The 14,823-nt window shown below is 66.7% G+C and carries 12 protein-coding genes and 1 pseudogene; 3 read left to right on the top strand and 10 right to left on the bottom strand.

Translation table 11 applies throughout. From position 1 onward, the window contains the following. Positions 1–2 precede the first annotated feature (2 nt). The gene (locus ACS5Q7_RS22190) at positions 3–1,475 is read left to right on the top strand and encodes an FAD-binding oxidoreductase (protein ID WP_478341440.1); all 1,473 of its coding nucleotides are present in this window, start codon (positions 3–5) and stop codon (positions 1,473–1,475) included. A gap of 278 nt (positions 1,476–1,753) precedes the next feature. On the opposite strand, the gene ACS5Q7_RS22195 is transcribed toward ACS5Q7_RS22190, so the two are convergent. The 6 genes from ACS5Q7_RS22195 to ACS5Q7_RS22220 form a co-directional block, all read right to left on the bottom strand. Further along, complete coding sequence (locus ACS5Q7_RS22195; RefSeq protein WP_478341441.1) at positions 1,754–1,945, bottom strand: hypothetical protein; 192 nt, start codon at positions 1,943–1,945, stop codon at positions 1,754–1,756. Positions 1,946–1,967: 22 nt separating this feature from the next. Then, entirely contained in the window at positions 1,968–3,383 is a 1,416-nt protein-coding gene (locus tag ACS5Q7_RS22200) for an exodeoxyribonuclease VII large subunit (RefSeq protein WP_478341442.1), read from the bottom strand. Between the two features lie 73 nt (positions 3,384–3,456). Beyond that, positions 3,457–4,374, bottom strand: coding sequence for a hypothetical protein (locus ACS5Q7_RS22205; protein WP_478341443.1), 918 nt, complete (start codon positions 4,372–4,374; stop codon positions 3,457–3,459). A gap of 996 nt (positions 4,375–5,370) precedes the next feature. Then, on the bottom strand, positions 5,371–6,486 hold the full coding sequence (locus ACS5Q7_RS22210; RefSeq protein ID WP_478341444.1) for a hypothetical protein: 1,116 nt from the start codon (positions 6,484–6,486) through the stop codon (positions 5,371–5,373). Positions 6,487–6,713: 227 nt separating this feature from the next. Further along, entirely contained in the window at positions 6,714–7,037 is a 324-nt protein-coding gene (locus ACS5Q7_RS22215) for a hypothetical protein (protein ID WP_478341445.1), read from the bottom strand. Further along, entirely contained in the window at positions 7,034–7,678 is a 645-nt protein-coding gene (locus tag ACS5Q7_RS22220; RefSeq protein WP_478341446.1) for an AAA family ATPase, read from the bottom strand. The genes ACS5Q7_RS22215 and ACS5Q7_RS22220 overlap by 4 nt, the downstream gene beginning before the upstream one ends. 880 nt (positions 7,679–8,558) lie before the next feature. Between ACS5Q7_RS22220 and ACS5Q7_RS22225 the strand changes: the two genes are divergently transcribed. Beyond that, complete coding sequence (locus ACS5Q7_RS22225) at positions 8,559–8,684, top strand: hypothetical protein (protein WP_478341447.1); 126 nt, start codon at positions 8,559–8,561, stop codon at positions 8,682–8,684. Positions 8,685–8,694: 10 nt separating this feature from the next. On the opposite strand, the gene ACS5Q7_RS22230 is transcribed toward ACS5Q7_RS22225, so the two are convergent. The 4 genes and pseudogenes from ACS5Q7_RS22230 to ACS5Q7_RS22245 all read right to left on the bottom strand — a co-directional run bounded on the left by ACS5Q7_RS22230 (position 8,695) and on the right by ACS5Q7_RS22245 (position 11,843). Further along, positions 8,695–10,548, bottom strand: coding sequence for a hypothetical protein (locus ACS5Q7_RS22230; protein WP_478341488.1), 1,854 nt, complete (start codon positions 10,546–10,548; stop codon positions 8,695–8,697). Positions 10,549–10,577: 29 nt separating this feature from the next. Next, positions 10,578–10,967, bottom strand: a complete 390-nt coding sequence (locus ACS5Q7_RS22235) for a hypothetical protein (RefSeq protein ID WP_478341490.1) — start codon at positions 10,965–10,967, stop codon at positions 10,578–10,580. A 106-nt stretch (positions 10,968–11,073) separates the two neighbouring features. Further along, a pseudogene (locus ACS5Q7_RS22240) lies at positions 11,074–11,523 on the bottom strand (relaxase/mobilization nuclease domain-containing protein); the annotation flags it as partial. Positions 11,524–11,534: 11 nt separating this feature from the next. Beyond that, a complete protein-coding gene (locus ACS5Q7_RS22245; RefSeq protein ID WP_478341448.1) occupies positions 11,535–11,843 on the bottom strand; it encodes a plasmid mobilization protein in 309 nt (102 codons plus the stop codon). A gap of 1,928 nt (positions 11,844–13,771) precedes the next feature. Between ACS5Q7_RS22245 and ACS5Q7_RS22250 the strand changes: the two genes are divergently transcribed. Continuing rightward, positions 13,772–14,752, top strand: coding sequence for an SMP-30/gluconolactonase/LRE family protein (locus ACS5Q7_RS22250; RefSeq protein WP_478341449.1), 981 nt, complete (start codon positions 13,772–13,774; stop codon positions 14,750–14,752). Positions 14,753–14,823 lie beyond the last annotated feature (71 nt).

The raw sequence follows: 14,823 nt of genomic DNA on the forward strand, positions 1-14,823 counted from the left end.
TCATGGATCCGTTCGAGCCGTCCCTCGAAGCGATCGTCGGCCCTCGCAATCTCCTGTGGGGCGCCGACGCGGAGCCACATTGCGTCGACTGGCGGGGACTCTACCGGGGCCGCGCCCGCGCTGTCGTGCGGCCCGGCTCCACGGCGGAGGTCGCGCGGGTGGTCGCCCTCTGCCGGGAACACGGTGTGCCGATCGTGCCCCAAGGCGGCAATACCGGGCTGGTGGGCGGGGCGACGCCCTCCCCGGCCGGCGACGCGCTGATCCTCCTGACCGGCCGGATGAACCGCATCCGCGAGGTCGACGCGGCGGATGGCACACTCACCGTCGACGCCGGAGCGACCCTCGCCGCCGTGCGGGCGGCGGCCTCGGAGGCCGGGCTGATGTTCCCCCTCTCCATCGGCTCGGAGGGCAGCGCGCAGATCGGTGGCGTGCTCTCCTCCAATGCCGGCGGCAGCGGCACGGCCCGCTACGGCAATGCTCGCGACCTCGCCCTGGGGCTGGAGGTGGTGCTGCCGGACGGCCGCGTCTGGAACGGCCTGCGCAAGCTGCGCAAGGACAATTCCGGCTACTGCCTGCGCCACCTGATGATGGGCGCCGAGGGAACGCTCGGCATCATCACCGCCGCCGTGCTGCGGCTGATGCCCGCGCCTCGCTCCGTCGCCACGGCCTTCTGCTCCGTGCCCTCAGCGGAGGCGGGTGTCGCCCTGCTCTCCAGCCTTCGGGCAGCGACGGGGGGCGAAATCCACACGTTCGAATACATGAGCCGATGGGGCCTCGCCCTTGTGCTGCGGCACATCCCCGATACGCGCCTGCCCGTCGAGGCGGCCGACCATCACATCCTCGTAGAATTTGCCGCCGCAACCCTCAACGGCGCGCGCGTGGCCCTCGAAGAGGCCCTGGCCGCCGCCTACGAGGCTGGTCTCGTGACCGATGCCGCCCTCGCCGACAGCGAGTCGGCGAGACTTGGCTTCTGGCGGCTGCGGGAATCCTTCGCCGAGGCGCAGATCCGCCACGGCCCGCATGTGAAATGCGACATCGCCGTGCCGGTCTCGGCCGCGGCACGCTTCCTCGACACGGTCGGCCCCATCTGCGCCCGCGATTTCCCCGGTTGTGCGGTGGTGCTCCTCAGCCATCTCGGCGACGGCAACGTTCATTGCAACGTTCACGCGCCCGAGGACTGGGACGAGGGGGAATTTTCACTCCTACGGGACGAGATCGCCGGCCGCGTCGATGCCCTGGCAGTAGCATGCGGCGGCACGTTCTCGGCCGAGCACGGCATCGGCGCCGCCAAGCTTCTTGAGATGGCCCGCTTCAAAGATCCGGTGGAGCTCGATCTGATGCGGGCCCTGCGCCGGGCCCTCGACCCGGATGGTCTGATGAACCCCGGCAAGCTCCTTCCGGCGTCAGCCAGCAAGCAGCGCTCGGAAGCGTCCGACATCACGACGATCGGACGGATATCAGCCCCTGTTGATTGAGGCAGTTATCTGTCTGCTTGAAGGTCTGACGCACTGGAAGCGGCCGTTCCGCTTACGGCCAGTTTCCGGCATTTGGTCGAGAGCGTCTCCGTGATAGCGGACCAAGCCGGTGCCCCCTGTTTGCGCGTCATTCGTTAGCTATTCGGGGCAAAGGTCCCCTCGGGATTTGTACGCGTACCCAAACCTCTGGCCCAACTGCTCTTGGCCAGTGCCCTATGCTCGTGAAGTGGGAGGATCACCGCCGATGAGATGACATCGGCGGTGAGGCAACAACTTCGTTACGCAGTTCGGCGGCGCAGGCTCGCGATACGATCTTGCAGGATGCCGCGAAGCTCCTGAATCTCGACGTAAGCAGCTTCGGCCTGCTCGAAGGCCGCCAATCCCTCCTTCCGGATCTCTTGGGTCAGCGCTTCGATGCGCTTGACCGCCATCAGGAAGCTGGGCGTCTCGGGCGTTTGGCTCTCGGTCATTTCGTATTTCCTCGTTGATGTGTCAGTGGAAGGCGACGCTGATCGGTACGACCCGGACGAAGACCGTTCCGTCGTGGAAATGAAGGAACAAGTTGCTGTCCGATCTCAGCTGGTCGTACTGCGTGATGACGCGGTTGGTCTCGGCGACGGTCACCAGCGCCAGCCCCGGCTCCTGCGGTGGCGCACAATCACCCTCGCCGAGTTGTGGGGGCTGAACGGGATCGGGAGCCGCTCTGGGTGCGACTGCTATGGTGGTTGCCTCAGCAAGGTGACCCAGCAGGCTCTGCTCGACGGCTCTGTCCAGCTGCCGAAGGTGTCGGTCAGCGCGATCGACGAGATCCTGCAAGGCTGCCTCGAAGGCGTGGGTAGCTCGCGCCAGAGCGATCTGGGCGGCTGCTTCCAGGTCGTCTGCGACCGCAGCATCGAACGCAGCGAGCGTACATTCGGCACGGGCGCCGGTGCCCTCAACAAGCCTGCGTATCAGCATCGCGGCGGCGGTCGGCGTGGGCTCCGAGCGGGCCGCGATCGCATCGAGGGCGGTGGGCGGCGTACCCGCATGGCCGAGCCCAGCGATGAGATTCGGAACCGCGGCGGCCACTGCAGCGTTCGCGGTCACGAAAGCATTCAAGGCCCGGAAGCCCTCGACCGGCCCCCCTCCCCTGCAGACCAGAGTGGCCGACAGGCCGTGATCGCAATGCAGTCCGCTGACACGCTCGAAAGCGGCAGCCAAAGACCGCTCCGCACTGGGTCCTTCGAAGTTGGCCCAGATCCGGTGGATGCGGATGAGACCGCTCTCCTCGAGCGGACGCAGGATGTGCTCGACGTCACGGCGTGCATCGCCGCACTCGGCTGCAATCAGTGCGATGTGGTGGGGATCCTCCGGCTCGATCCACGTCTCAGAACCGAATCGGCGTCCTTCCAGCCGGAGACGCTGTAGCGTTCGCTCCCGATCCAATTCGCCGTCGATCGGTACCTCACCGATCGTGAGCAGGGCGAGGACCCGGGCCTGCACCCCGGCCCCGCAACCGAAGCGCTGGCGCATGCCGGTCTGCAGCCGCAGCTCGATCGTTCTGTTGACCAGGGTCGCTGGATCGAAGCTCTCACCGGTTGGGCTTCGATAAGCTTCGAGTTCAGCCGCGTCGAGCCGGACCTTCAGCCGCGGCGGGTAGGCACTGCCGCTGGGGTCGGCCGCTCCAAGCAAGAGCAGGTAATCGCTGGGTCCGACGGGTTCGACGGTGAGGACACAGGCCCGCACCGTGTGTTCGCCGCGCAGGCGCTGGCGCAGCCAACCGATGAGGTCCCGCAGGTCGCGCACCTCATCGGCGGGCTTGGGCTCATCCTCATCGTTTTTTCGCCCGAGGAGGCGACCCACATCGCCCGAGAGCGGGCGCCGCAGGGGCGCCCGCCCGGACGCATTGAAGAAGCGGTGGTGTCTCATCTGTCATTCTTGTTTCGGGAAGCAGAGATGATCCGGCGGCCCTCATGCGGGCGGCCGGATCGTGGCGGTAGCGTCAGTCGAACAGCGGCCCGTGGACGACGGGCGTGGTCCGTGGAGCGGGGACTGGCTCGATCATCTCGGCGATCGCCGCGAGCCGCCGCGTGTTCGCCAAGCGCACCTCTTCCCGCAGGATGCCGATCAGGAAGGCGAGGATCTCGTCCGGGCCATCGAAACAGCGATGGGCCATGGTGTCGAGCAGGGTCGGAGCGCCCGCCTTGCGCATGACGACCGGGACCGGAAGAACGGCGATCCGGCGCAGCAGCCCCTCGTCCGACAGGGAGCGGAACGCGAACCCTGCGCCCGGTGCGACGATGACGAGGTCGAGCGTGCCCCACTCGTACTGATCGTAGGCGCAGCCGATCGCCTCCTCGAGGGCGACGACCGAGCCGGCTTCCTCGAAGGCGACGGGGTGCCGGATCAGCTCGATGATTCCGAGCTCCCACCACCGCTCGAGGTTTTCCCTGAGTGCGCTGGGTGCAGCGTCTTCCGGCTCGATCAGAAAGACACGCCGGAGGCGCCGTGGGGCCGGCAGGTTGTGCTGACGGTCCCAGATCCGATCGGCCTCCAGCCCATCCCGGATCGCTGCATCCTGCTCAGCCCAGTCCGACAGGAAGGTGTCTCGCACGAAGCCGGTGACCTGTGCCGAGAGGTCACCCCGTGGTTCGGCCGTCACGGTGAGCTTCAGCTCGTGTTCGCCGAAGAAGTTGCTCGGATCGAGAAAGATGCCCGTCGCGTGCTGAACCTCTCGGATGAAGTCACCCGTCACGAAGGCCGTGAGCCGGCCGGGGCGGCCTGGATCGACGGCCCGGAGTTCGAGGAGGAGGCCGTCCTGGTGCCTGCGAGGGCGCTCAACCCTGGCGCGCACCCAAAAGCTCGGCTCGCGGGGGCGGCCGGGCTCGTTCGCGCCGGCGAGCGCGTCGTTATTTGTCATTTGTCGTGTCCATAGTCAGGGGAAGGGGCGAAGGCACCTCGCCGACTTCTTCCCGCGGGCGCTGTTCGAGCGCCGCGTTTCACCCCGTTCTTCCTGGGGTTTGAGGGCGAAGGGCCTTCGCCTGATCTGCTGTGATTGGACTGCTTTCCCCTCCGCTCCCGAAGCCGCAGAGGCTCGGGAGCGCGTCGTCTTCCTCCTGATTGTGATGTTCGAAGCTTGCTGTGTTTCGACTTGCGTCAGGCTCCTAGATCGGGCCGCGACGCTGACGATCCGGGCGCTCAAGCCCCGCACGGGGTCGAGCGTCAGCAACGGGAGCAGCGTGAGCTCGTCGGTTGCAACCGCACCCCCGCGGCTCGCACCAGGCATCCGCGAAGGGCTTGCAAATGCAGGCGGACAGCTTTCCGTCCTGGCTCGGATGAAAGGGCTGCACCTCGAGGGGATAACTGCCCCGATATGGGTCCGTATGATCGGCGCGAGCGCGCACCCAGAGTCTCGCCGGCGGGCATGTCGTAGGATGTGATCTCTCGGTGTTCGTGAGGAAGAGAGCGCAGATGCGTCGCCGCCCTCCGTCGTCGCATTACTCCAGGGGTTCGCGGACTGTCTTCGCTTCACCCCGCCGCGGTTCTCGTCTCATCGATCTCAGCACGATCGGCCCCGGGCTTTCGGGCGGCAACGCTCTGCCAGTGAACGTCTTTCAGGCTCAAAGTGATAACCGACGCAGGCTCGCGAGTGATAACCGACGTCTATCCAATTTGGTGATATCCCGCGTGACGGCGACCACCTCGATCCTGGATTCGAGCGGAGAGGCGCCGGCTGAGCCCACCTATTCGAACTGCTGCCGATGTTCGAAACCAAACTATCTGACGGCGTCGTACCCAGGCCTCGCTGTCGGATCTGGACGATCCGACAGCTCCTCACCTCGTCTTCGAAGCGCTCGCATCAACAGGAGCCTGGCCCGGCTTCGCGTTCCGTCTTCGATATCCCGCGATCTAAGCCTCAGGCACGAGAGGCGGCGACCAGCGGCCAATCATAGCCGCTGATCAGCCAAACACTCCAATCGACGATCCATTCACTCATCCAGTCGTCGTTCTCGGCGAAAGCCTCGGCGAAGGCGTCCTCCCGAGCCTCGTCATGGAATGCGAGCGCCGCGCACACGTCGTCCAGACACAGGTAGCCGCACGCCACCATCTCGAGGCCCGCGTGGATCAGGTCGGCACGATCCTGCATCAGCACGGCCATCACATCGCGGCGCAAACGCTCGCGCAGGACCGCGTCGGTCAAGACGAGCAGGGCGTCCTCGTCGAGTCCGGCCAGAACCTTGAGCGGGCCCTTCTTCGTATGCCCCTCCCTGTAAGCGACGACCGGATTTCTCTTGTCCGCCTCTTGGCCGTCGGAGAGCTCGTGCCGGCGAAGCCAGAGATCGGCAGTCGGCGCGTCCCAGGCATCCATCGGTTCCTTCAGGTCGCCGGGATCGGGCGGCCAGATCGACATGAATTCGGCGGCATCGTGTATGGTCCAGCGATCGAGGGTCTGGGCTCCAGGCACGAACGGGAGGTCCCAGCACGGGTGTTCGGCCAGAATTTTCGCGGGCGGCCGTCCGTGGAAGCCGAGGTCGAACGGCTTTTCGCCGAAAACCGTCAGCTCCGCTGGCAGTAGGGTAAGGTCGCGGCATGCTCGGCGGGCTTCCCGGAAGGCATCGGACGCGAACACTGCGGGCAGCGCTCGCACGAGCTCGGGATCTGTCAACGGCATCGGACCCTCGATCCGCGCCGTCCAGATCGCCAAGTCGAGGCCGGCAATCTGAGCGACTGCGCGCAGGATGGGGCGCATTTGGTCGTTGAGACGCTCTCGAACTGCGAGACGGCGCGCCTCGTCCGAGAATGAGGGCGTCATGTGGTGCCGTGCCGACCGGTCGACGTCAGCGACAGCGACGTCGGGCCGATCTGCCGTCACGCTGACGACCTCCGGGACCTGCGCTCCCATCAGGGACAGGCGGAAGCGCTGGCGGACGAGGTCGTGGCGGATGTGGTCGAGGAGCGTGGCGGTGGCCGCTGGGTCGTGACAACGATCCCGATCGGAGGAGGGATGGAGGGTGTATCGTGCGTCGTCCATGATCGTCGGTTCCCGATAGTCATGCTGAGAGGTTGCCAGCCGAGGGGCGTGGCGGCGGGGGGATGGCGGACTGGGCGGTCCTCGTCCGGCTTCGGAGGATGAAGGGCTCACGACGCTCCGCTCCTGGTGCGCTGTGATGCCGAGATGCTTCGACGCTACAGCGTCATGGCCTCGGAGCCTCGTGACGCTGTGGCATCACGATGCTCTCGCTGGAGAGGCGAGCACGCTCAGCTCGTGTCTCGAAAGGCCGGCGATGGGAGGTGGCCACTTTCGCGCAGCACGGCCTCCGCGCCCTCGACGAGGAGATCGTTCACCTTGCAATCGCGTGCGAGGGCGACCTCCTTCAGGCGCCGCAACGTTGCGGCCGGCAGGTAGACCGACGTGCGCCGCGTAGGTGCCGGAGCACGGCCTGAGGACGGGACGCCACGATGCCCCCCGGTGAGCATCCGATCTTCCGAGTCAGCTTCGATGCCGGTCGATGCACCGACAGGGTTGTCCAAGTCGCTGAGCAGGGAGAGGCGCTTTGAAGAGCGTTGGGTCGGCTTGCTCATCGATGGGTCTCCTCCAAGCGTCGCTCGATCCAGGCCCAGAGGGCGCGGATCTCGGCGGCGGCCTTGCCAGCCGACGCGAACTCGGTGACGCCCTGCCCGCCCAGCAGCGCGTCCTGGCAGTCCACGCGCTGCGTCAGCGGAGGCTCTGCGAGATGCCCCCAGCGGCGCAGGCGCTCGGCGTAAGCGGCGGTGCGCGTTTGGCCTTGAGTGGGGCACTGCGTGAGCAGGAGCGCCACGCGTTCGGCGAGGCCGATCTGACCGAGCGCGCGAAGCGCGGGCTCGGTCGCCATCAAGTCGAGTAGACTCGGCCGCGCTGGGACGAGAACGAGGCCGGCGGAGCGCAGGGCGAGATTGGCCGCGGGGCTCAGGGAGCCCGCGGTGTCAAGGATGATGAGGTCGAAACCGCGCCGTTCGAGCGCGCCGAGGATCTTCGGCAACTGCTCGACGCGTTCGAGCCCGAGATGGTCGACGGCCGGATCGTCGGCCTCACGTCGGGCGGCCCATGCGGCGAGCGAGCCCTGCGGGTCGAGGTCGAGGGCGGCAACGCGTCGTCCGGCCTGATGAGCGGCGACAGCCAGATTGACTGCGGTGGTGGTTTTGCCGGTACCACCCTTCTGTCCGGCAATGGCAAGCGTGTCCATCAGCGTCGCCCTCCGCAAGAGGGGGCTATGGCATCAAGACGCCACGGCGTTTCGGCGCCGCGGCGCCATGGCCTTACGGCATCGCGACGCCATGGCACGGAAGCGCCCCAGCGCCTCGGCATCGCAGCGCCAGAACGCCGTGACGCTACGGCGTTACGATGCTTCGCTCGACGATCTCCGACTTCTGCGAAAGTTCGGCAGCGCGGCTCCTGCCTGCCAAGGATGTGATGCGATCTCTTCATCTCATTCTCCGATCTCGCGACCACTTCGTCTGCCTCGCCCGGTCCGCGAAGACGTGAGGCTCGGCCGGACGCTTTCGCTTTTTCCCGTCGCAGCCCCCTTCACCCCCTTGACGGCCCAGGCAGGCACACTCGGCAGCGGTGTCTCGGTCGGGGAACCGATGTGCGAGTTCGCGGCCGCGCTTAGTCTGAAGAGTGCCAAGATCGTTTGCGGTACCGCATAGGCGCGTGATCGCTTTGCGCACGAAGGGGTGCGTGTCGGTGATATTGGGCATTGGTGGTGGCCGCCTGATAAGCAACGCCAAATGTTCAAGGCTAAGCTTAGGCAGGCGTGCTCGATTCGAGCAAGTGGAGCCGGTGTCGGACTGGATCGAGGGACATCGCTTTAATCAACCTCTGGGTTGATTAAAGCGATTCGGTAAGGATCGAACCCTCCGAAGACCGCTCTGGGGCGGCTTAAAAGGGCATGCGTTGTTCTGCCGCATCGTGTGCGTTAGCTTGTTCTCGGATTGAATTTGGCCGCCCGTTAACTTCTGTTCGGGCGCCGCTAAACGGCCTGTGCAGAGACGCTAATTTGGTCGCTCAATGCGAGGATGGCCCGTGCAGCGGCCAACGGGCACCTGTCACCGACACTGGTCCCCATGCTGACCGAGCTCATCCTCACCACCCTGTCCGACATGGCCCTGCGAGCGCAGTTCGGCGCGCGCTACGAGGCACTCGTCCTCGGGATCGATGCCGTGATCGAGCCACTGAAGGCTGAGATCTGATCCGAGAGCGCTAATCCCACCAGTGGTCGTCGCGTCGACCGGTCCGCTTGCCCTTCCCCGTCCTACCCACCCGAGTCTCTTGGGGCGCCGGTATCGCGGACGAGACCTCCGGCAGATCCGGCACAGTCGTCGGCATGGGCTGCGCGGGCTGACGGTCTTTCTTCGCTGCATGCTCGCGTTCCCGCACGGCCTGCTCCAGCTCCGGCCACATCGCCGGAGAGCATCGATCGAACGCCCAGCAACTGTCGTCCGCATTGCACCGGAAGGCGTGGGCCGCGGCGCGTCGGCCATACCCGGCCCAGGCATGGCGGCCGATCCGCGGCACCATCGGTGCGCAGGCGGTGATCAAGCCGGCGACCGCGTCCTCGTCGTGCCCGGTCACGCGTAGGCGGCGGGCGATCAGCGAGTCGACCCGCGAGGGATCGGGCCAGCGTCCCTGCCAGCGCGCCAGCAGGTCCCCCCGGTGCGCCCAGTACAGGGGTGCGTCCGCGTGCGGCGCGATGCCGCCCAGCCCGAGGCCGCGGCCGAGGCGTGAGCCCGGACCGAGGCCGAAGCGCTTGGCGAACACGTCGATCTGGTGCCGGATAAGCCGCGCGAGCCGAGCGCACTGCGCCCCGGTCGCGAACACGACCTGAGCGTAGATTCTGGCGGGGCGAGCGTCGTCGCCGGACCCGCTAGTGTCCGGGGGATCGGGATCGTCGATGCGCAGGCCGAGACGACCCCGGGCGAGGCCGAGACTCAGACGGAGATGCTCGCTTGCCTGGGCGAGAGCCGCCCGCTCGTACGGCCTCCCCTCGTTCGGTGCGGTGAGCACGACCCCGTAGCGTCCGGAACGCGTTCGCAGAACCAGAGCCGGCTCGAACTTGGCGGCCCTGAGCTGCGCGACCTGTTCCACGCGCAGCCCCGAGAGCACAACGTGATGCCGGTCGTCCGAGACCGGTGCGAGGTAGACGGTACTCTCCGGTCCCGCCGCCCGCTCCAGCGCCGCCCAGCCCTGCGCGATCTCGGTCATCGGTCGCGGTGTCAGCTGGATCAGATGGTCGGGATCCGGCGAGGACCGGCGCTCGGCCACGACGCGGTAGCGGTCGGCACCGACCCCCGCGTGGTAGAGCTCGAGCAGCCCGGCCAGTCCCGCCCCGCCCCGCCCCGGGCGACGCACCGGCGCGAGGCGCGGCAACGCTCGGTCGGTCCGTCTTGCGAGCGCACGCGCACTCGGGGCGGCACGGGGGGCCGGACCGACCATGGCGGTCTTGAGCAGCGTCGCTCCGTTCAGGTCCGGGTAGACCGCGTCGTACGCGACGCGCGCGGCGTCGGCCGCGATCCGGGCGTTCCGGGCGGCAGTGAACAGGGCTTGATCGATGCCGGGGGCGGGGCGCGGCGATGGCTTGGCCATCGCGGGATCGGGGGGCCGCGCGCTGGGTCGGAACGGCCCGAGGCGCGCCTCGAGCCGGGCTCGGCTGGCGGCCCGGCAGGTCGAGGCCTTGAGCATAAGGCCGTCCACGAGGAACACCGCGCCCGAGCCCTTGGTCGCATAAGCGATGTCGTGCTCGGCGAGGCGCGCATGCAGATCGTCCCAGGCCGCGGCACGAGCCACGATCGGACCGCCGATCTCGATGACCCGTCGGGCAGCGCTCTCCTCGCCGCGGTAGATCTCGGCACGTGCTGCCCCCGCCGGCAGGGCGTCGCCTGGCGCGACGCTGCGAGCGATCCGGGGCGCGGCCGCGCGATGCGCCTGGCGGGCGCCGAGTTCGGCGATCAGGCGGGCGGCGGCAGCCTCCGGTGTCGGGGCAGCGACCGCCCTCAGCCTCGTGCCGATGTGCTTGGCCCTGGCCTCGTCCGGGTCGGGGGTGGACGCGTCCCGCATGGCGACGGTGCGGGCACGCGCGCCACGTCTCAGGCCGGCTTCGGCGAGGCGGCGGAGGGCGCGGCCCGCTGGGTCACCCTTACCAGCAAGGCGTAGGTTTCGTCGCACCGTGCCCGCAGCGTCCTCATCTCCTCGCGCAGCGCCGACAGGTCCGTTCGCAGTGCCTGAATCTCCAGCGCTTGGCCCTCGTGGCTCCCCCGGAACTCGTCGATCGTCTCCTGCACCGTCCGCAGCTGATCCAAGGTCTGGCCTTGCCGCTCGATCGTGAGCAGTTGGCCTTCGGAGATCGCCCCGAGGGGGTCCGCCTCCTCGTAGCGCTCGCTCACCATCGCCAGGAGTTTGTCCATGTTCCGGCGCGCATCCCGCGCCTCGTTGTGCGCGCCGGCGGCTTCGCGCGCCGCCCGCTCCGCCCAAGGCATCGGGGGTGCTTCCGTCCCACTCGTACCGGCTGACATCCTGCTCTCCTACGCTGCGGTCCGAGAGGACCTCGTGATGCGCGCCGGGCTCTCTTTGCCAGCCCTGGGCGTGCTCGATCCGGGCGACGGCGCGCCCGATGGCTCGATGGAAGAAGGGGACCCGCGTCGGCGTCTCCGCGTCCGGTGCGACCCGGGAGACCAGGGCGTGGACGTGGGCGTTGCCGGATGCGCCGAGATGCTGGGTCCAGAGCACCTGATGGCCGCGCAGGCCGGTCTCCTCCAGTAGGATCGCGAGCGCCCGTTCGATCTGTCGGACCGTCGGCTGCTCGCCCGCCCGCCACGACAGGACGATGTGCTCGATCGGGCTGCGGGCGGTGGGGGCGCCCATCGCGGTGGCGATCATCTCCGCCACCTGCGCGGTGCGGGTCGCGGCGATGAGGTGGAGCTGGCCTCGGGCCAGAACGTCGCCGCGTTCCGCCTCGTCGGCGCCACGGTCGAAGTAGGCGGTGGCCTCCGTCATCTGCCGGGCGACCGAGGCACCGTCGCGGCGCTGGGGCATGCGCTTGCCGATCACGACGGCGCGGCCAGATGCGCGATGGCAGAGCGGATATCCTGGAGCACGAGGCGACCGGTCTCGGCCATGTGCAGAGTGCGGATGGCGATCTTGGCGAGCCCTCCCAGCCGTCTCAACTCGCGGATCAGTTCGGCATCGACGCGAGCGGTGATGTGAAGCCCGAGCAGCCGTCGTCGCGTGAGCTCGGCGAGCGTGATGCCCGCCGCCACGGCTTCGGCCTGCAGGCGCTCGTACTCCTCGGGCGTGAGCCGGATGTTGACCTGCTTCGTCAGGATGCGCGTCTCGCTTCCGCGTTGGCCGGGCACGGTAGGGGTCCTTTTCGGGCTGTGTTCGGGGAGGTTCTGGGATGGGGGTTCGGGGGCTCGCCCCGACAGGTGAGCGGGTGTGAGAAGCGTCAGCGCCGAACGGCTGCGTCTCCTCGGTAGCTGCGCCCGGCTTGGCCGGCGGCGCGGATAGCGAGGGGCATCCTGCCCGCTGTGTTCTCCTCGGGACCGTCCTTCCGGGAGTACACTTCCTTCTGTGTCGCTAAGCCCGATGTCTGGCTCACTGGTGCGACAGTGCGGTCCAAGTCGGCTGGCGGTGGTTTCTTCCATGAGCCGAACGGAACGACAGACGCTCCGTGTTCTACGTAGATGATCATCGGCCATACCCTCATGAGCCGAGATGGCTCGACCGAGCTATCGACAGCCGATAAGCTCAAGCTTGATGGTAAAGCTTGACCAAGCGCCTCTGTCAAATATTGACGATTCGCATAGCGATTCACGGCCCCGGGTTTACGGGCGATCTACAGGCCTAAGACTGCATGCGAATCGCCAGCATTTGCACTTTTCGGCGACAAGCGTGACCATAAGCGAGCTAAGCTTGAGCAATCCCGCTCGACCAAAGGCTTGGCTCACGCAAGGCAAAGACCGATGGCCAAACCCAAACGCAGACTGAAGCCCATGTTGGCGAATGAGCCGGCCGACAACCGCAACGCACTCACTGAGTTGCAGGCCGAGGAACCGGAGGCACAGCCGACCAAGGTCACCGTGGCGACCGAGATCGCGGCCTACGCCCCCGACATCCGCGCCTGCCTCAAGGCGGGACATTCGTTCGCGACGATTGCTGCGCGACTGAAGTTCGGCGGCGAACAACTCGACGGAATACAACTCCGTCGCTACCTCGCACGCTGTGAAAAACGCTCTGCCCGAAAAGGCCGAGTCAAAAAGACGGATACGAGCGGAGGTACTTCGTCCTCAGCGAGCTCGTCACCGCCTGCGTCGAGCAGCGCCACCCAGGGTACGACGTCACCCACGGCATCGTCTCAGCCGCAGCAGCGGCAAACGCCGACGACACCGCCATCCCAAACGGCGGCCTTCATCGCGAACAGCCCTGTTCAAGCTTCCGTAGGGACAACAAGCGCGATCCCGACGAGCCCCGGGACATTGCCACCGAGGCCAGCGCGGCCACAGCCCGCCCCCGCGATCGCTACGCCATCACCTGCGTCTGTGGCCCAATCAGATCGTCCTAGTATGGCAAGCCAGTATGCGACCAAGCCGCATAGCATCGAACCCTCGGACCCCGCTGGATCACAGCGTCCCACGTCGGCGCCGCAGGAGCGAACTGTCGAGCCGACACCGCCAAAACAGACGGTCGCGACGACGTCCGAGTCACAGGACGTTGACAACCCCGAACACGCTCGCAAGGCGGAGCAGGAACTCGAATCTGCTCGGAACGCCAGACATGCGCTCGGGAGAGGGATGGACATAGTGATGGCAAGAGGGCGGCCCAGAGAGGGGACCACATCAGAACCAGCCTCCGTGCCTCAGCCGGTCAACAAGAACGGCGAACTGTTCTGACCAAGCGTCGCCCCAAAGGTTTGCCCGTAGGAAGAATTTCAGCGGGCAAACCAGCCGTCTATATCTTTTCGCTGCGAGGTTGGCTCCTCTGGCTTCCGGCTTGTGATCCATACGAGCGCAATCAAAGGCTACATCGTGACGATAGAGTGCCGTCCTTTCGAGGTACCCAATCTGTAAAAGAATCTGCACGTCTCGCCGCCGTCAAAAACGTTTCTATCCCGAGCGCAGCGCTTCCCTGTCCCAGGCCAGCCTCCTAGCCGCATCGCCTCGTTAAAACGAAAAACTCGAGACACCGAACCCAGCTTCCATACAATCCACCCTTCCGGCGTGAAGACCGGACAAGGGAGAGACGAACGATGAACCGACGTGATGTCCTCGCGGATACCGTCGCCCTGATGGCGACCACGGTCACGGCACAGGCCGACCGGTTGCCCCTCGGCAACTTGCCAGGCACCCGCTATCCCGATCCGCGGGTCGAGGCGTTGGACAAGCGTTTTCGCTACAAGGTCGGCAACGCCGCTATCGAGCGCATCGCCACAGGGTTCCGCTGGGCAGAAGGTCCAGTCTACTTCCGGGACGGCGGCTATTTGCTATGGAGCGACATCCCGAACAACCGGATCATGCGTTGGCTCGAGAACGGCCATGTCAGCGTCTATCGAGCGACCTCGAATTACTCAAACGGCAATACCCGCGACCGACAGGGTCGGCTGATCACCTGCGAGCACGATACCCGCTGGGTGACTCGCACTGAGCCGGATGGCAAGATCACCATTCTCATCGACACATTCGACGGCAAGGCGCTCAACGCCCCCAACGACGTGGTGGTGGCCGCCGACGACACGATCTGGTTCACCGATCCGGGCTATGGCATCGACGGGAACTACGAGGGTCACAAGGCCAAGGCGGAGTTGCCGGCTCGGGTCTACCGCTTCGACCCCTCCACGGGACAGGCCAAGGTCGTGGCGGCGGACATTGACCGGCCGAACGGCCTCGCTTTCTCGCCCGACGAAAAGACGCTCTACGTCGTCGACTCCGGTATCACCCATGGCGGCCGGTCCAACATCCGCGCCTTCACGGTCAAAGGCGACCGGCTCACCGGCGACCGCGTCTTCGCGGAAGGCTTCGCGCCGGGCTTCACCGATGGAATCCGCACCGACGTGGATGGCAATGTCTGGTGCTCGATGGGATGGGCCGACCCGAGCGAGGATGGCGTGCGCTGCTACGCACCCTCAGGCGACCTAATCGGCAAGATCCACTTGCCCGAGACTTGCGCCAACCTTTGCTTCGGCGGACCCAAGCGGAACCGGCTGTTCATGGCTGCAAGCACCTCGATCTACTCGGTCTATGTCGAGACGCAGGGGGCGATGGTGCCGTAGGGAACATGGGTAGCCTTACAGCAACGAAACCCGTGAATTGCCTCTTGTTAGGGGGAGGGTAGCCGATGCGG

Source organism: Methylobacterium sp. Gmos3 (assembly GCF_056430985.1).